The 16,421-nt window shown below is 67.1% G+C and carries 15 protein-coding genes and 3 tRNA genes; 9 read left to right on the forward strand and 9 right to left on the reverse strand.

Annotated elements, in window-relative coordinates; translation table 11 throughout:
• The first annotated feature begins 199 nt into the window (after positions 1–199).
• Complete coding sequence (locus tag BMW51_RS01535) at positions 200–2,398, forward strand: TonB-dependent receptor (RefSeq protein WP_093002671.1); 2,199 nt, start codon at positions 200–202, stop codon at positions 2,396–2,398.
• Between the two features lie 51 nt (positions 2,399–2,449).
• Here the strand turns inward: BMW51_RS01535 and mscL are convergent, their stop codons facing one another.
• The 3 genes from mscL to BMW51_RS01550 all read right to left on the reverse strand — a co-directional run bounded on the left by mscL (position 2,450) and on the right by BMW51_RS01550 (position 3,679).
• A complete protein-coding gene (gene mscL, locus BMW51_RS01540; RefSeq protein ID WP_093002673.1) occupies positions 2,450–2,902 on the reverse strand; it encodes a large conductance mechanosensitive channel protein MscL in 453 nt (150 codons plus the stop codon).
• 290 nt (positions 2,903–3,192) lie between these two features.
• Positions 3,193–3,268: transfer RNA gene (locus BMW51_RS01545), tRNA-Ala, on the reverse strand.
• Positions 3,269–3,355: 87 nt separating this feature from the next.
• The gene (locus BMW51_RS01550; protein ID WP_093002675.1) at positions 3,356–3,679 is read right to left on the reverse strand and encodes a TIGR02300 family protein; all 324 of its coding nucleotides are present in this window, start codon (positions 3,677–3,679) and stop codon (positions 3,356–3,358) included.
• A 95-nt stretch (positions 3,680–3,774) separates the two neighbouring features.
• Between BMW51_RS01550 and aroA the strand changes: the two genes are divergently transcribed.
• The 7 genes from aroA to BMW51_RS01585 all read left to right on the forward strand — a co-directional run bounded on the left by aroA (position 3,775) and on the right by BMW51_RS01585 (position 10,186).
• Positions 3,775–5,109 (forward strand): 3-phosphoshikimate 1-carboxyvinyltransferase, encoded by a 1,335-nt coding sequence (gene aroA, locus BMW51_RS01555; protein WP_093002677.1) that lies wholly within the window; start codon positions 3,775–3,777, stop codon positions 5,107–5,109.
• On the forward strand, positions 5,106–5,732 hold the full coding sequence (cmk, locus tag BMW51_RS01560; protein WP_093002679.1) for a (d)CMP kinase: 627 nt from the start codon (positions 5,106–5,108) through the stop codon (positions 5,730–5,732). The genes aroA and cmk overlap by 4 nt, the downstream gene beginning before the upstream one ends.
• A 268-nt stretch (positions 5,733–6,000) precedes the next feature.
• The gene (rpsA, locus tag BMW51_RS01565) at positions 6,001–7,707 is read left to right on the forward strand and encodes a 30S ribosomal protein S1 (protein ID WP_093002681.1); all 1,707 of its coding nucleotides are present in this window, start codon (positions 6,001–6,003) and stop codon (positions 7,705–7,707) included.
• A gap of 167 nt (positions 7,708–7,874) precedes the next feature.
• Complete coding sequence (locus BMW51_RS01570; protein WP_093003781.1) at positions 7,875–8,153, forward strand: integration host factor subunit beta; 279 nt, start codon at positions 7,875–7,877, stop codon at positions 8,151–8,153.
• Positions 8,154–8,222: 69 nt separating this feature from the next.
• A tRNA-Leu gene (locus tag BMW51_RS01575) sits at positions 8,223–8,306 on the forward strand.
• A gap of 11 nt (positions 8,307–8,317) precedes the next feature.
• The gene (locus BMW51_RS01580; RefSeq protein WP_245708229.1) at positions 8,318–9,754 is read left to right on the forward strand and encodes an ABC transporter substrate-binding protein; all 1,437 of its coding nucleotides are present in this window, start codon (positions 8,318–8,320) and stop codon (positions 9,752–9,754) included.
• Positions 9,755–9,760: 6 nt separating this feature from the next.
• Positions 9,761–10,186 (forward strand): DUF4112 domain-containing protein, encoded by a 426-nt coding sequence (locus BMW51_RS01585; RefSeq protein ID WP_093002683.1) that lies wholly within the window; start codon positions 9,761–9,763, stop codon positions 10,184–10,186.
• On the opposite strand, the gene BMW51_RS01590 is transcribed toward BMW51_RS01585, so the two are convergent.
• Entirely contained in the window at positions 10,183–11,379 is a 1,197-nt protein-coding gene (locus BMW51_RS01590) for an exo-beta-N-acetylmuramidase NamZ family protein (protein WP_093002685.1), read from the reverse strand. The two genes, BMW51_RS01585 and BMW51_RS01590, sit on opposite strands and share 4 nt — an antisense overlap.
• On the reverse strand, positions 11,376–11,906 hold the full coding sequence (locus BMW51_RS01595; protein WP_093002687.1) for a DOMON-like domain-containing protein: 531 nt from the start codon (positions 11,904–11,906) through the stop codon (positions 11,376–11,378). Before BMW51_RS01595 ends, BMW51_RS01590 begins: the two co-directional genes overlap by 4 nt.
• A 50-nt stretch (positions 11,907–11,956) precedes the next feature.
• On the opposite strand from BMW51_RS01595, the gene rimO reads away from it, so the two are divergent.
• The gene (gene rimO / locus BMW51_RS01600) at positions 11,957–13,288 is read left to right on the forward strand and encodes a 30S ribosomal protein S12 methylthiotransferase RimO (protein WP_093002689.1); all 1,332 of its coding nucleotides are present in this window, start codon (positions 11,957–11,959) and stop codon (positions 13,286–13,288) included.
• A 55-nt stretch (positions 13,289–13,343) separates the two neighbouring features.
• On the opposite strand, the gene BMW51_RS01605 is transcribed toward rimO, so the two are convergent.
• The 4 genes from BMW51_RS01605 to BMW51_RS01620 form a co-directional block, all read right to left on the reverse strand.
• Positions 13,344–13,748 (reverse strand): HIRAN domain-containing protein, encoded by a 405-nt coding sequence (locus BMW51_RS01605; RefSeq protein ID WP_093002691.1) that lies wholly within the window; start codon positions 13,746–13,748, stop codon positions 13,344–13,346.
• A 43-nt stretch (positions 13,749–13,791) separates the two neighbouring features.
• Positions 13,792–13,868, reverse strand: a tRNA-Met gene (locus BMW51_RS01610).
• Between the two features lie 54 nt (positions 13,869–13,922).
• Positions 13,923–14,471, reverse strand: coding sequence for a 2'-5' RNA ligase family protein (locus BMW51_RS01615; protein ID WP_093002693.1), 549 nt, complete (start codon positions 14,469–14,471; stop codon positions 13,923–13,925).
• Positions 14,468–16,381 (reverse strand): potassium transporter Kup, encoded by a 1,914-nt coding sequence (locus tag BMW51_RS01620; RefSeq protein WP_093002695.1) that lies wholly within the window; start codon positions 16,379–16,381, stop codon positions 14,468–14,470. The genes BMW51_RS01615 and BMW51_RS01620 overlap by 4 nt, the downstream gene beginning before the upstream one ends.
• Positions 16,382–16,421 lie beyond the last annotated feature (40 nt).

Raw genomic sequence — 16,421 nt, forward strand, 5'->3', positions numbered from 1 at the left:
TCATCACGTCTCCAAAAGCTACGTGTCCGCCGCGCGCGGCAGCGAGCTCGTCTGGATCGCCCGATAGCGCCAGCCGCGCATTTTGTCCCCGAGAGATACGCGACGAAGCAGCGCGAGGTTGGTGCGATGATGTAACATTGCGCTTGATATGTCACAATGTTGCTCCTAGGCGGCACTGCAGGTGTTCAGGGAAACAGTGATGACCAAGTTCTTGCGTGCAACCGTCAGCCTCGCTGCCGTCGCGATCGCCAGCCCGGCGCTCGCGCAATCGTCCTCCGGCGGTACCGGCGTCACCAACGTGCAGCAGGATTCCGGTTCCGCAACCGTGGCGACCTCCGCGCGCCAGCCGAGCGTCGGCGACATCATCGTCACCGCGCCGGTCGAGCGGAGCGAGCGCGACGTGCTCCAGGGCACCTCCGTCCTCTCGGGCGAGGCGCTGACCCGCGATCTGCGCCCGACGATCGGCGAGACGCTGTCGCGGCTGCCCGGCGTATCGGCGACCTCATTCGGCCCCTCAGCCTCGCGCCCGATCCTGCGCGGCTTCCAGGGCGAGCGTATCCGCGTGCTGACCGACGGCATCGGCGCGATCGACGTGTCGAACACCAGCGTCGACCACGCGGTCGTCGTCGATCCCCTGCTCGCCGAACGGATCGAGGTGCTACGTGGTCCAAGCGCGCTCCTGTTCGGCTCGTCCGCGGTCGGCGGCGTCGTCAACGTCGTCGACACGCGCATTCCGCGCACCGTGCCAGAGAACGGCTACCGCCTGAGTGGCATCGCCAATTACGGCTCGGCCGCGAACGAGCGTTCGGCCGAGATGGCGGGCGACGTTGCGGTCGGGCAGCATCTCGTCCTCCACGCCGACGGATCGTATCTGAAGACCGACAATCTGCGCATCGGCGGCTACGCGCTCTCGCGTGCAGCCCGCGCCGCCGCGCTCAGCCAGGTCGGAGTCCCGCAGGATGTCGAGCCGGGCGAGGAGCCGATCGACTTCGCCGCCAGCGCCGCGATCCGCGGCAAGCTGCCCAACAGCCAGTCGGAGACGTGGACCGCGGGCGTCGGTGCCAGCATCATCACCGACACTGGGCAGCTCGGCATCAGCTACAGCCACTACGACAGCTTCTACGGCATCCCGATCCGCTACGCGACGCAAGTGGGTCAGGAGCAGGAGGCGCCGCGTCTCGACCTTGTTCAGAACCGTGTCGACCTGCGCGGCGAGGTCGAGACCGGCGGCGGCTTCCTCGACCGCATCCGCATCCGCGCGGGCCAGGCGACCTACCGCCACTTCGAACTCGAAGAGGACGGCTCGGTCGGCACTGCCTTCTACAACAACGGGCTCGAGGGTCGGCTCGAGCTGGTCCAGGCACGCCGCGGCGTCTGGTCGGGCGCGTCGGGCGTTCAGTATTTCAACCGCCAGTTCAACGTCGTCGGTGACGAGGCATTCCTGCCGCGCAACGAGACTAACCAGACCGGCCTCTTCACGCTCCAGCAGTTCGATTTCGGCAAGCTGAAGGCGGAAGCCGGCGCGCGCTACGAATGGACCGATCAGGCGGCGAAGACCGACGCCGACCAGCGCTTCTTCGTCGGCAAGGCGAGCTACGGTGCGTTCTCGGGCTCGCTCGGCGCCAGCTACGGCTTCACCGACGCGCTGCGCGTCGGCGTGAACGGCTCCTACACCGAACGCGCACCCTCGGCCGAGGAATTGTTCGCCAATGGCGGCCATGCCGGCACGCAGGCCTATGAACTGGGCAATCCCGACTTCCGGCTGGAACGCAGCTGGGGGCTCGAGGCCACGCTTCACGCGCACAGCGCCCGCGTCAACTTCGACGCCTCCGCCTATTACAACTGGATCACCAACTTCATCTACGAGAACCAGGTGAACCAAGGCATCTGCCAAGCTGCGGCGGTACAGTACGGCGCGGCAGGGCGCGAGGTCGAGCTGCCCTGCTTCCAGTACAATCAGGCCGACGCGCATTATTACGGCTTCGAGGCCGATCTCTCCGCCAACCTCTTCACGATCGGCACCACGCGGATCAACGCCGACGTGCTCGGCGATTACGTCCACGCCAATGTCGTCGATCAGGGGCCGGTGCCGCGCATCCCGGCGCCGCGCGTGCTCGGCGGCGTCGAGGCGCAGGGCGACGCCTTCACCGCGCGCGCGGAGGTCGAGCACCTGTTCGAACAGAACCGGACTGCCCCGTTTGAGACCGCGACCGACGATTATACGCTGGTCAACGCCAGCCTCGCCTTCTCGCCGTTCGGCCGCGACAACAAGACGCAGCTGGTGCTGAGCGCCAACAACATCTTCGACGTGAATGCCCGCCGCGCGTCGAGCTTTCTCAAGGACTTCGCGCCGCTCGCCGGACGCGACCTGCGCGCTACGCTGCGCTTCGGCCTGTAAATCGCAGGACCGGGCACCGCGTCGGCGGTGCCCGGTCCACTCGCGTCAGGATTACGCCGCCGGCGGACGCTGGCGCAGTTCGTCGCGGATTTCGCGCAGCAGCACCAGATCGGCGGGCTCAGCCTTGGGTGCTTCCTCGACCGGCTTGTGGTGGAACGCCAGCACGCGGTTTACCGAGCGGACGAGCAGAAAGATGATGAAAGCGACGATCAGGAAGTTGACCGCCTGCGTGATGAACTCGCCATATCCCAGCAGCGGCACGCCCGCCTTCTTCAGCGCGACATAGTCGGTCGACCCGACCAATGCCGGCGGCACCTTGCCCGGTGACAGAACGAGGAAATAGCTCGAGAAATCGAGACCGCCGAATATCTTGCCGATGATCGGCATCAGCACGTCCTCGGTCAGCGAGGTCACGATCTTGCTGAACGCCGCGCCGATGATCACCGCAACCGCGAGATCGAGCACGTTGCCGCGCATGATAAAGGCTTTGAAATCGTTCAGCATGTTTGCTCCCTTCTGTTGACAGGTCTTCGCCAAGAGCGAGAGACTTGCTGCACAGCATTAGAACACAATCATGCCGTGGCGGGTAGAAGCAATCCGCTTGTGATCAGAGGCACCAATGAACCATCGGTTCGCGCTTTGATTGCGTCAGCATGAGCAATCTTCCGCCTTCGCGAATGACCGACTCATTCGAAGCAACTGGACTGGCCGAGCGCAGCTCAAAGCCATTGTGCGCCAATGCACCCACATCCGGGCAGGTGCATCAAAAGATTTCACAGGATGCAGGAAGGAAATGGTGGAGCCGAGGGGGATCGAACCCCTGACCTTCGCAATGCCATTGCGACGCTCTCCCAGCTGAGCTACGGCCCCATTCCCGTTGGGAAGCGCCCACTAACCGGGCGCTGCGGGCTTGGCAAGCGGTGTATCGCACCATTTGCCAAGCCGCGGCAGAAAAAGTCAGTTCTCGTCGTCGTCCTTGCTCGCCTCGACGCCCAGGTCGTCGTCGCCGCCCAGATCGACCTCGTCGTCGGCCGAGGGCTCTTCGTCCTCGTTCGGCGCCAGATCCATATCCTCGTCGTCGCCGGCGAGATCGTTATCGGCGTCCTGCTTGGTCGTCTTCGTCGCCTCGAACGGCAGCGGCTGCTTCGACTTCAGGATCGGCTCGGGCGCCCAAGCGTACCCGCAGTTGATGCAGGTGATCGGGTCGTCCTTGGTGAGGTCATAGAAACGCGTCGCGCATTTCGGGCACGTACGCTTCGTGCCCCATTCCGGCTGGATCATGCCGTGAAAGCCTTTCGGATGGGTGGTTCTGCAGGTAAGCCCTGCGAAGTGGGGCGCGCCTTGCCATAGCACAACCCGGCTGGCAAGCGGCGCGCATGCCGCATCCCGAACCCACCCGTCTGACCGTTCCCGCCGCCGCGCGCCTCGTCGGCCGTATCCGTGTTCCCGGCGACAAGTCGATCAGCCACCGCGCGCTGATGCTTTCCGCGCTCGCGGTCGGAGAAAGCCGTGTCAAGGGGCTGCTGGAGGGCGAGGACGTGCTCGCCACCGCCGCGGCGCTGCGCGCGATGGGCGCGCGGATCGAGCGTGATGCGGCCGGCGTGTGGACGATCAACGGCGTCGGCGTCGGCGGCCTGCTGCAACCCGCGGCCGCGCTCGACATGGGCAATTCCGGCACCTCGACCCGCTTGCTGATGGGCCTGATCGCCTCGCACCCGATCACCGCGACGTTCACGGGCGACGCGTCGCTGTCGGCGCGTCCGATGGAGCGCGTCATCACGCCGCTGTCGCGCATGGGCGCCGACATCACCGCCTCGCCCGGTGGCCGCCTGCCGCTGATGCTGCGCGGTCTCTGTCCCGCGGTTCCGATCGAGTACGAACTCCCGGTCGCCTCGGCGCAGGTGAAGTCGGCCGTGCTGCTCGCCGGGCTCAACACGCCGGGCGTCACCCGCGTGATCGAGCCGGTGCCGACGCGCGACCACAGCGAACGAATGCTCGCGGGCTTCGGCGCCGAGGTGCTTGTCGAGGAGACGAGCCGCGGCCGCGTCATCTCGATCACCGGCGAGGCGGAGCTCCGCCCACAGTCGATCACCGTACCGGGCGACCCTTCGTCCGCCGCCTTCTGGATGGTCGCCGCGTCGATCGTGCCGGGCAGCGACGTCGTGATCGAGAATGTCGGGCTCAACCCGACCCGCGCCGGCCTAGTCACCGCGCTGCGCATGATGGGCGCGGACATCACCGAGCTCGATCCGCGCACCGTCGGCGGCGAGCCGGTCGCTGATCTGCGCGTCCGCCACGCCGCCTTGCAGGGCATCACCGTGCCGCACGATCTCGCGCCCGCGATGATCGACGAATATCCGGTGCTGTTCGTCGCCGCAGCCTTCGCCGCCGGCCGCACCGTCGCGCGCGGCGCCGACGAGTTGCGCGTCAAGGAAAGCGACCGCATCGCCGCGATGCGCGCAGCGCTGGAGGCGAACGGGGTGTCGGTAACAGAGCACGACGACGGCCTGTCGATCGACGGCACTGGGGGCGACGCAATTCCCGGGGGCGGTACGGTCACGACCCGGCTCGATCACCGCATCGCGATGAGCATGACCGTTGCCGCGCTTCACGCCCGCGCCGCCATTACGCTCGACGACGCGTCGCCGGTGCAGACCAGCTATCCGACCTTCTTTGACCAACTGGCGCAGCTTTCGGGAGAAGCCGCATGATCATCGCCGTCGACGGCCCCGCCGCCTCGGGCAAGGGCACGATCGCCAAGGCGCTCGCCCGCCACTATCACCTGCCCCACCTCGACACCGGGCTGCTCTACCGCGCGGTCGCCGCCACCGTCCGCCGTATGGAACTCGACCCTGAGAAGGAGGCCGACGCGGTCGCCGCCTGCGACTTCGACGAGCTGACCCTCGCCGATCCGGGCTTGCGCGACGACGATGTCGGGCAGCTCGCCTCGGTTGTCTCGGCGCACCCGCTGGTGCGCGCGGCCTTGCTCCAGCGACAGAAGCGCTTCGCGCATCAGGAGGGCGGCGCCGTGCTCGACGGACGCGACATCGGCACGGTGATCGCGCCCGACGCGCTCGCCAAACTGTTCGTGCGCGCCACCCCGACGATCCGCGCGCAGCGCCGCCACGCTGAACTCAAGAACCGTGGCAGCACCGTCAGCTACGATCAGGTGCTCGCCGACATCCGCGCACGCGACGAACGCGACAGCAGCCGTTCGGCCGCCCCGCTCGTCCCCGCCGCCGACGCGGCGCTGCTCGACACCAGCTTCCTGTCGATTGAAGCCTCAATTGCCAAGGCGATTGCGCTCGTCGAGGCCCGCCGCCCCCGAGGCTGATCGCCACCGCCGAAGCTTGCTTCTCTCCTGCGCTTCGGCTAAGGGCGCGCGGTCCAGCGGGCCTTGGGTTCGCGGAGGCTTGGCGCACCGGTTTGATCCGTCCGCGCCCTTTTCGCACCAGCGTTCTGTGTCTCTGCATTCCCTCGGCGCGCGCGGATACCGCGTCCGGCATGAGGCCGGCGTGGTGTTTTGGCCCTGGGGGTTGCCCCCTAGACCAGCGGAACCAACCGCTTGGCCGGAAACGACAACGTTTAGGACTTACGGATTTATGGCCTCTACGGCAGCTCCCTCACGCGACGATTTCGCGGCAATGCTCGATGACATGTTCGGCGGCGCCGACAGCTTCGAGGGCCGCGTGGTGCTCGGCACCGTTACCGGCATCGAGAACGACCTGGCCGTCATCGACGTCGGCCTGAAGAGCGAAGGCCGCGTGCCGCTGCGCGAGTTCGCGCCGGCGCCGGGTCAGAAGGCCGAGCTGAAGGTCGGCGACGAGGTCGAGGTCTACGTCGATCGCGTCGAGAACATGCACGGCGAAGCCATGCTCAGCCGCGACCGCGCCCGCCGCGAAGCCGCCTGGGACAAGCTCGAGATCGAGTTCGCGAAGACCGCGCGCGTTGAGGGCACCATTTTCGGCCGCGTCAAGGGCGGCTTCACGGTCGACTTGTCGGGCGCCGTCGCCTTCCTGCCCGGTTCGCAGGTCGACATCCGCCCGGTGCGCGACGTCACGCCGCTGATGGACATTCCGCAGCCGTTCCAGATCCTCAAGATGGACCGCAAGCGCGGCAACATCGTCGTGTCGCGTCGCGCGGTGCTCGAGGAAACCCGCGCCGAGCAGCGTTCGGGCCTGATCCAGAGCCTGGCCGAGGGTCAGATCATCGAAGGCGTGGTCAAGAACATCACCGATTACGGCGCGTTCGTTGACCTGGGCGGCATCGACGGCCTGCTCCACGTCACCGACCTATCGTACAAGCGCGTCCAGCACCCGTCGGAGATGATCAACATCGGCGACACCGTGCGCGTCCAGATCATCCGCATCAACAAGGACACGCAGCGCATCTCGCTCGGCATGAAGCAGCTCGAGAGCGATCCGTGGGACGGCGCCGGCGTCAAGTACCCGGTCGGCGCGAAGCTGTCGGGCCGCGTGACCAACATCACCGAATACGGTGCGTTCGTTGAGCTCGAGCCGGGCATCGAGGGCTTGGTCCACGTCTCGGAGATGAGCTGGACCAAGAAGAACGTCCACCCGGGCAAGATCGTCTCGACCAGCCAGGAAGTCGACGTGGTGGTGCTCGAGGTCGACGCCGAGAAGCGTCGCATCTCGCTCGGTCTCAAGCAGGCGCAGGCCAATCCGTGGGAGGCATTTGCCGCCGCGCACCCGGTCGGCTCCACCGTCGAAGGCGAAGTCAAGAACGCGACCGAGTTCGGCCTGTTCATCGGCCTCGACAACGACGTCGACGGCATGGTCCACATGTCGGACATCGCCTGGGGCGTGTCGGGTGAGGACGCGCTCAACCTGCATCGCAAGGGCGAGACCGTTCAGGCGGTCGTGCTCGACATCGACTCGGAGAAGGAGCGTATCTCGCTCGGCATGAAGCAGCTCGAGCGTGGCGGCCCGGTGTCGGCCGGTGCGGGCGATCGCCTGGGCAAGAACCAGGTCGTCACCGTCACCGTGCTCGAGGTCCGCGACGCCGGTCTCGAAGTGCAGCAGGGCGACGACGGCGCCACCGGCTTCATCAAGCGCACCGATCTCGGCCGCGATCGTGACGAGCAGCGTCCGGAGCGTTTCCAGGTCGGTCAGAAGTTCGACGCGATGGTGACCGGTTTCGACCGTTCGAAGAAGCCGACCTTCTCGATCAAGGCGATGCAGATCTCCGAGGAGAAGCAGGCCGTCGCGCAGTACGGCTCGTCCGACTCGGGTGCGTCGCTCGGCGACATCCTGGGCGAGGCGCTCAAGGCCCGCGACTCGAAGAAGTAAGTCTTCGTCTCGCCGCGGAACACCGCACGCGAAGGGGTCGGCCATGCCGGCCCCTTTTCGTTTGCCGAAACGGCAACGCGTCGGTCCTATCGCGGAAGCGCATTTATCTGTATCAACTACCCGCCGCGATGATACGCGCGGTGCGTGTTGCGATGGTGGGGAAGCAAATGATTCGGTCGGAACTCGTCAACCGGCTCACGGAGGAAAATCCGGAACTCACCCCGCGCGACGTCGAGGCGATCGTGTCCACCTTCTTCGACCAGATCGTCGATCGCTTGGCGGCGAATGGTCGCGTCGAACTGCGCGGCTTCGGCGCCTTCTCGACCCGTCAGCGTGACGAGCGTACCGGACGCAATCCGCGGACCGGCGAGACGGTCGACGTGACCGCCAAGCGCGTACCCTACTTCAAGCCGGGCAAGGAAATGCGCCAGCGTCTGAACGTCTGATCGACGCGCTCTCATCGCTTCCCTGCTTGACGCGCACCTGCGAAGCGCGCTCAAGCGCGAAGCTGATGCGCGGACGTGGCGGAATCGGTAGACGCTGGAGACTTAAAATCTTCTGCCCTTGGCGTGCGGGTTCGAGTCCCGCCGTCCGCACCATCATTACTAGCGTGAGCCTGCCCGCGCTGCTGCTCACCACCTCGTGCGATCGCCGCGCCGACGTTGGGCCGGTCGTGGTCAGCGTCATCGGTGAGGCACCGGCAGTCGCCGGTGCCGATCGGCTCCTGCTGTCGACACCCGATCGCATCCTGACCGACTCGGTCGCCGAGGGACTCGTCCGCTTCGATGCCGCCGGCCAGATCGAAGGCGGATTGGCCGAGCGCTGGACCGTCACCGACGACGGCACCAGCTTCATCTTTCGTCTACGAGAGGCGCGCTGGGCCGATGGGCAGCCGGTCCGCGCCGCTCAGGTCGTCAACCTCCTCAAACGCCAGCTGGCCCGCGGCGCGCGCAACAGCCTCGCGCCGTACCTCAGCGCGATCGACGACGTGGTCGAGATGACGCCCGAGGTGATCGAGGTCGATCTGGCGCGACCCCGTCCCGACCTGCTCAAGCTGTTCGCGCAACCCGAACTCGCGCTCGTTCGCAGCGCGTCGGCCGGCGGTGCCGGCCCGTTCCGCGCCACGTCTGTGGGCAAGCACGCGACCCTGCTGCGACCTATCGACGATCCCGACCGCGATCCCGACGATGAAGGCCCGACTGCCGAGGATAACGTCCGGCTGATCGGAGAACGCGCCGCGCGCGCGATCGTCCGCTTCACAAACAGGCAGGCCGATCTGGTCAGCGGCGGGACGATCAAAGACTGGCCGCTCGTTCAGCGCGCGGGTATCGCCACCGCCAATCTGCGGATCGACCCCGCCGCGGGGCTGTTCGGCCTCGCCATCCTGCGCCGCGACGGCCTCCTCGCGGACGCGGAAACCCGTGCCGCACTCGCCGCGGCGTTCGACCGCGCCAGCCTCGTCGCCGCCGTGTCGCCCGACTGGACCGCCGTCGAGACATTGCTGCCCGACCAGCTCGACTCGCTCTCGCCCCCTACGCAACCCGCATGGGCCGCCCTGCCACGCGAGCAGCGTCTCGCCGCGATCCGCGCGCGTGTCGCCGCGTGGCGGGCGACTGCGGGCACCCCTTCACTCTGGCTCGCGCTGCCCGCGGGGACCGGCGGCACCATGTTGTGGACGCGGCTCGCCGCCGACCTCTACGCGATGGGGATCAGGCCGGTCCGCCTCGCCCCCGACGATCCCGTCGCCGACTTGCGCCTCGTCGACCTGGTCGCCCCGTACGACAGCGCGCGTTGGTACCTGTCTGAGGCATGCGTCGCGTGCTCGCAGGAAGCACAGCAGGCAATCGAGGACGCGCGCGTCGCGCCGACCGCGGATGCGCGCGCGGCGACGATCGCGCGCGCCGATGCCGCACTCACCGCAGACGCCGCGTTCATCCCGCTCGCGCGACCGTTCCGCTGGTCGCTGGTTTCGGTCCGACTGGTGCAATGGCAGGCGAACGCGCGCGCGTGGCATCCGTTGAACCACCTGCGTCGCGACACCAGATGAACGAGCATGAGCGTTCGTCCTTCCGCCATCCCGTCCGGCTTTGCCGCCGCCAACCTGCCGCTCGGTCGCGATCCCGCCTCGGTCCGCCGTCGTCTGGTCGCGATGGAGCAGATGCTCGAGGGGCTGTTCGTCATCCCCGGCATCAATCGCCGCGTCGGGCTCGACTTCGTGCTCGGGCTGGTGCCCGTCGCGGGTGACGCGATCGCCGCCGCTCTGGGTGGCTGGTTGGTGTGGGAGGCGCGCAATCTCGGCATGAGCAAGCTCGCGCTCATGCGGATGACCGGACGCGTCGGCTTCGACGCGCTGATCGGACTCGTGCCCTTCGTCGGCGACGCGGCCGACCTTTACTATCGCTCGAACACGCGCAACCTGAAGCAGATCCTGCGGCACCTCGACAAGCATCACCCCGCCACGGTGACGGTCGACCGCTAATAGAGCAGAAACGGCGCGCGCGTTTCCGCCCAAGCGCGCTCGTCGGGGATCGTCAGTGCGTCCAGGTCACCCGGCTGCGCACCCTTGTCATCGACCCATTCGCGTAACCCCGGCCCACCGTTGATCACGTCGATCGCCAGCTTGTCGAACTCATACTCGTACGGAAAGTCGCGCCACAGCGCGTAATCGGGGTGCAGGCGTCGCAGCGCCTTGAACGCCAGCGCCTGCAACCGCCACGGCCGAAAGGCCGCGTGATCGTAACCTGCGCCCTCGGCATGGATGAAGACGCCCGCGCACAGCTCGCCCGCATGTTTGTGGAACGTCGGCTGGAACCAGATGTCGCGCAATGTGCAGCCCGCCAGCCACTCGGGCGCGAGCGCGCGCATTTCCGCGATCAGCGCGCGCGCGTCCACGTCGGGCGCGCCGAACAGCTCGAGCGGCCGCGTCGTGCCACGCCCTTCCGACAGCGTCGTGCCCTCCAGCATCACCGTGCCGGCGTAGGCGCGCGCCATGTTGACGTTGGCCGCGTTGGGACTCGGGTTGATCCACACGCGCGTCTCGGGCCAGCCGAACCCGCGCGCGGCCTCGGGTCGCCAGCCCTCCATCGCCACGACATGGTAATCGACGTCGAGCCGATAGTGCGCGATGAACCAGTGTCCCAACTCGCCCAGCGTCATCCCGTGCCGCATCGGCATCGGCCCCGCCCCGACGAAACTCTCCCAGCCCTCGCGCAACGTCAGCCCCTCGATCGGTCGCCCTGCCGGATTCGGGCGATCGAGCACCCACACCACCTTGCCATGCTCGGCTGCTGCCTCCAGCACGTAGAGCAACGTCGTCACGAAGGTGTAGATGCGGCAGCCCACGTCCTGCAGATCGACCAGCATGACATCGAACGTGCCCATCGACGCTGCCGTCGGCCGCCGCACCTCGCCGTACAGGCTGAATACCGGCATGCCGTAGGTCGGATCGGTGAAGTCGGGCGACTCCATCATATTGTCCTGCAGGTCGCCGCGCACGCCATGCTGCGGCCCGAACACCGCCGAGACGTTCACGCCAGCCGCGACCAGCGCGTCGAGCGAGTGCGTCAGGTCGGCGGTCACCGACGCGGGATGCGCCAGCAGCGCGACGCGCTTGCCCTCGAGTTGCTGGCGAAGGCTCGCATCGGCGAGCAGGCGATCGATCCCGAAGTTCATGGGCCCGCTGGTGCCGTCAGCCGCGCGGCAAAGCAATCGCGATGATGGAAGTCGGGCGCCCCCGGCGGATGCTGCAGCGCCCAGAACGAGCGCCGCCCGCCCGCTTCCTCGATCACCGCCGTCAGCGACATCAGCAACTCGCCGTGGGGCAATCCGCCGAGATCGCAATCGATCCCCACGCCATCCGCGATCCGCCCGACGTGCGGCATAACCTCGCGCGGCAGGTCCGCCATGCCGTCGCGGTAGCCGTCGAACGCGTACGCCGCCCACGCGCCGGACGGCGAGAAGTTGAACTCGACATAATGCTCCTCGTCGTCGAACATCAGGAACAGCTCGAAACAGGTCGCGCGCCACAATCCGTCAGTGCGAACCGGGCTGGCCCACTCGGGCCACACCACCCCTTCGGTGCCGTCCACCACGTAGGTCAACAGCACGTCATCTTCATCGGTCATGCGCAAGTCGACCGTCACCCCGCGCACGGCGAGCGGCGGGTGGTCGGGATGCGGTACCAGCGAATAGCGCGTCATCCCCGCACCCTAGGAAAACGCGCGACAAATCGCTATGTCCGCGCACTCTCATGGCAACGCAACTTCCCTCCCCGCCCCGCGTGGGCATGGTGTCGCTCGGCTGTCCCAAGAACCTGGTCGACAGCGAACGCATCCTGACGCAGCTCCGCGCCGACGGTTATCAGATGAGCGCCGATTATTCGGGCGCCGACGTCGTGCTGGTCAACACCTGCGGCTTCCTCGATTCCGCCAAGGAGGAGAGCCTTGAGGCGATCGGCGAGGCGATCGCGGAGAACGGCCGTGTGATCGTCACCGGCTGCATGGGCAAGGAAGCCGAGGCGATCCGCACGCGCTTTCCCCAAGTGCTCGCAATCACCGGCGCGCACGAGTACGAGCAGGTGGTGGAGGCGGTCCACGCCGCCGCGCCCGCCTCGATCAGCCCCTACGTCGACCTGATACCGGACGCGGGGCTGAAACTAACCCCGCGCCACTACAGCTATCTAAAGATTTCGGAAGGCTGCAATCACCGCTGCTCCTTCTGCATCATCCCGAGCCTGCGCGGTGACCTCGTCAGCCGCCGTCCCGACGCGATTCTGCGCGAGGCGGAGAAGCTGGTCGCGGCGGGCACGCGCGAGCTGCTCGTCATCAGCCAGGACACCAGCGCCTACGGGATCGATATCCGCCGCGAGCCGCGCATGTGGAAGGGCCGCGAGGTCGTCCCGCACATGACCGACCTCGCGCGCGAACTGGGCCAGATCGCGCCGTGGGTGCGGCTCCACTACGTCTACCCCTACCCGCACGTCGATCAGGTCATCCCGCTGATGGCGGAGGGGCTGGTGCTGCCCTACCTCGACATTCCGTTCCAGCACGCCGCCCCGTCGGTGCTGCGCCGCATGAAGCGGCCGGCGAACGATGCCAAGGTGCTCGACCGCATCCGCGCGTGGCGCGATATCTGCCCCGACATCGCGATCCGCTCGACCTTCGTCGTCGGCTTTCCCGGCGAGACCGAGGCCGACTTCGAGTATCTGCTCGATTGGCTGGGTGAAGCGCAGCTCGATCGCGTCGGCGCGTTCCGCTTCGAGCCCGTGGAGGGTGCCACCGCCAACCTCCTGCCCGACCACGTGCCCGACGAGGTCAAGGAGGAGCGCTACGCGCGCGTGATGGAGAAGACTGCCGCGATCTCGGCCGCCAAGCTCCAGCGCAAGGTCGGTCGCACGCTCGACGTCATCATCGACGCGGTCGACGCGGAGAGCGGGGGTGCCACAGGCCGCTCCTACGCCGACGCGCCCGAGATCGACGGTGAGGTCCAGCTCCGCGACGCCGGGCACCTGAGCCTCGGCCACATCGTGCCTGTCTTGATCGAGGACGCCGACGACCACGACCTCTACGGCGTGCCCGCCTGAGCGTTTTCCTGACCTGATCCCGCTTGGTGGATCAGGTCAGGGCGCGATTGAGGCGTCAGGCGCCGAACTCAGGCCCGTCAGGATCGGGCCAGAAGTCCACCTCGCCCGCATCTTCCTCGTCACGCTCGCGCACAGCCGGCAGCGTCGGCGCGCCACCGCCGATCCGCACGCGCAGATACCCTGCGCCCCCTACGACGCCCTGCAACACCGCAACCACTTCGTCGCCCGCCCTGATCCGCGCACCGATCCACGGCGCGCGCTCGGCGCTCAGGTAACCGACCTGCAACCCGCTCGGGCTGAACACGGCGACTGCTTGTGGATCGACCGGGTTGCGCGGCTCGGGCACCAGCGCCATCAGCGCGCCGGATGTCAGCAGCATCAGCTCCGACCGGCGGTTCGACCGCGCGCGATCGTTGTTGGGAAAGTCGATCCCGACGATCGCCAGCGTCAGCTCTTTCACTTGGCCACGACGATGTCAGGATGCACTCGCAGACGCTCCGGCATGGTAGCGGAGGAGGGACTTGAACCCCCGACCCCAGGATTATGATTCCCGTGCTCTAACCAGCTGAGCTACTCCGCCATAAGGCACCGGAGCGTCTGCGAGGCGCGGGCTATAGCAGCCATCGAAACGCCGTCAAGCGCTGAACTTGTGCACCGACAATTGCTCCCACGGACCGCCGCGATACCACCACGCCGCCAGCCCCGCGACTTGCACCGCGCGCGGGCTGAAGCCGGCCTGCAACGCCGCCAGCGTCTTCTTGGCCTCCGCCGGCTCGACCTTGTTCTGGATCGTCACGTGCGGGCGCCACCCGGCCTGATCCTGCGGCGTCAGCAGCCCCGTGAACGCGTCCGCTAGCCGCGCGCGCAGCGCCACCAGGTCGGGACTCTCGATCCGATAAGCGACGCCGCGCCCCAGCGAGAACAGCCCGCCGATACGCGCATCAGGCGCGCGCACCCCGCGCGTTTCCTCGTTCAACCGCCGCTTCACCTCCGCCGCCACGCTCGGCGGCAGGTGGTGGAACATCGTCAGATGCGCATCGAGCTGGTTGCGCTCGGGCGGAAAATACTCGCGGCGCTGCGCGTCGAACCACGCCTGATCGGGCTTCGCGAAGATCGCGGTGACGATGATCGGCGCGTTCAACCCGCCGCCCTGCCCGCCCGCCTGATCCTCGCGTCCGCTCATATCTCGATCTGGCTGCCCAGCTCGACGACGCGGTTGGTCGGCAGGCGGAAGAACTCCATCGCGCTCTCCGCATTGCGCAGCATCCACGCGAACAGCTTCTCGCGCCAGATCGCCATCCCCGGCCGCTCGGACGCGAGCAGTGTCTGGCGCGACAGGAAGAAGCTCGTTTCCATCATCCGGAACTCCGCGCCGCAGCCATCGAAATCCTTCAGGTGCGCGGGCACGTCGGGTTCCTCCATGAAGCCGTAACGCAGCACGACGCGGTGGAATCCCTGCCCCAGATCCTCGTGGAGGAAGCGGTCTGCTTCCGGGAAATACGGGATGTTGGTCACCTTGACCGTCAGCAGTATAACACGATCGTGCAGCACGCGATTGTGCTTCAGATTATGCAGCAGCGCCGGCGGCACGCCCTCCGGCGTCGAGGTCATGAACACCGCCGTGCCCGACACGCGCGTGGCCGAGTTCGCCGCCGAGGTGATGAAGATCTTGATCGGCATCGCGGCCTCGCGCATCCGCTCCAGCATCAGCTTGCGCCCGGTCGACCAGGTGGTCAGCAGCAGGAACACGATGCTCGCGATCAGCAGCGGGAACCAGCCGCCATCGGGCACCTTGGTCAGGTTGGATGCGAAATACAGCCCGTCGATCGTCAGGAACACCGCCTCGAACGCGACCACCAGCCACACCGGCCACTTCCAGACGCGATAAATCAGCACGCCGACCATGCAGGTCGAGATGAACATCGTTCCCGTCACCGCGATGCCATAGGCCGCCGCCAGGTTCGACGATTCGCCGAAGCCGAAGATCAGCAGCAGCACCATGACCAGCAGCGCCCAGTTGGCGCTCGGGATATAGATCTGCCCGGCCTCCGACGCGCTGGTGTGCTCAATGCGGATGCGCGGCATAAGGCCCAGCTGCACCGCCTGCTGCACGACCGAATAGGCGCCGGTAATGACGGCCTGGCTCGCGATGACGGTCGCCATCGTCGACAGGATGACCAGCGGCAGACGCCACGCCTCGGGCGCCATCAGGAAGAACGGGTTCTCCGCCGCCGCCGGGGTCGACAGCAGCAACGCGCCTTGGCCCAGATAGTTGAGCATCAACGCCGGGAACACGAACACCAGCCACGCGAGCGAGATCGGCTGCCGCCCGAAATGCCCCATGTCGGCGTAGAGCGCCTCCGCACCCGTCACGCACAATACAACCGAGCCGAGCGCGAGGAATGCGAGCCGACCGTCGTTCATCGCAAATCGGACCGCCCATGACGGGTCGAGCGCCCACAAGATGTCAGGCCGCGCTAGGATGTGGTACACCCCCATCACCGCCAGCACGACGAAATAGACGCCCATGATCGGGCCGAACAGCCGCCCGACCTTCGCGGTGCCGATCGATTGCAGGTAGAACAATGCGATGATGATCGTCACCGCGATCGGCAGCACGAACGAGTCGAATCCCTGCTCGACCGTCGCCAGCCCCTCGACCGCCGACAGCACCGAGATCGCGGGCGTGATCATGCAATCGCCGAAGAACAACGCGGTCGCCAGCACGCCCAGCATGACCAGGCTGGTGCCCCATTTGCCCGATTTCGACTGCCGCTGGATCAGCGCCAACAGCGCCAGGCTGCCGCCCTCGCCGTTGTTGTCGGCGCGCAGGATCATCAGCACGTACTTGATCGTCACGATCGAGATCAGCGACCAAAACATCAGGCTGACAACGCCAAAGATATGCAGCTGATCGACCGCGAGCGGATGGTGCCCGACGAACACCTCCTTCATCGCGTAGAGCGGGCTGGTGCCGATGTCGCCGTAGACGACGCCGATCGCGCCGACTGCCAGCTTCATCAACCCGTCGCGCGCGTGCGTGTGCGGCAGCCCGCCCGGCTGCACCGGTATGGCGCTGTTCGCGGTGTTCACTCCTGCGCCGATCGGCCCGAGGTCACGGCTGCGTCCGTTT

This window comes from Sphingomonas palmae, assembly GCF_900109565.1.
Classification (GTDB): domain Bacteria; phylum Pseudomonadota; class Alphaproteobacteria; order Sphingomonadales; family Sphingomonadaceae; genus Sphingomonas; species Sphingomonas palmae.

Bases quoted from the DNA above. Each gene is read 5' to 3' on its own strand.
- BMW51_RS01535 (WP_093002671.1), top strand. From the start codon at position 200: ATGACCAAGTTCTTGCGTGCAACCGTCAGCCTCGCTGCCGTCGCGATC.
- mscL (WP_093002673.1), bottom strand. From the start codon at position 2,902: ATGCTGAACGATTTCAAAGCCTTTATCATGCGCGGCAACGTGCTCGAT.
- BMW51_RS01550 (WP_093002675.1), bottom strand. From the start codon at position 3,679: ATGATCCAGCCGGAATGGGGCACGAAGCGTACGTGCCCGAAATGCGCG.
- aroA (WP_093002677.1), top strand. From the start codon at position 3,775: ATGCCGCATCCCGAACCCACCCGTCTGACCGTTCCCGCCGCCGCGCGC.
- cmk (WP_093002679.1), top strand. From the start codon at position 5,106: ATGATCATCGCCGTCGACGGCCCCGCCGCCTCGGGCAAGGGCACGATC.
- rpsA (WP_093002681.1), top strand. From the start codon at position 6,001: ATGGCCTCTACGGCAGCTCCCTCACGCGACGATTTCGCGGCAATGCTC.
- BMW51_RS01570 (WP_093003781.1), top strand. From the start codon at position 7,875: ATGATTCGGTCGGAACTCGTCAACCGGCTCACGGAGGAAAATCCGGAA.
- BMW51_RS01585 (WP_093002683.1), top strand. From the start codon at position 9,761: ATGAGCGTTCGTCCTTCCGCCATCCCGTCCGGCTTTGCCGCCGCCAAC.
- BMW51_RS01590 (WP_093002685.1), bottom strand. From the start codon at position 11,379: ATGAACTTCGGGATCGATCGCCTGCTCGCCGATGCGAGCCTTCGCCAG.
- BMW51_RS01595 (WP_093002687.1), bottom strand. From the start codon at position 11,906: ATGACGCGCTATTCGCTGGTACCGCATCCCGACCACCCGCCGCTCGCC.
- rimO (WP_093002689.1), top strand. From the start codon at position 11,957: ATGGCAACGCAACTTCCCTCCCCGCCCCGCGTGGGCATGGTGTCGCTC.
- BMW51_RS01615 (WP_093002693.1), bottom strand. From the start codon at position 14,471: ATGAGCGGACGCGAGGATCAGGCGGGCGGGCAGGGCGGCGGGTTGAAC.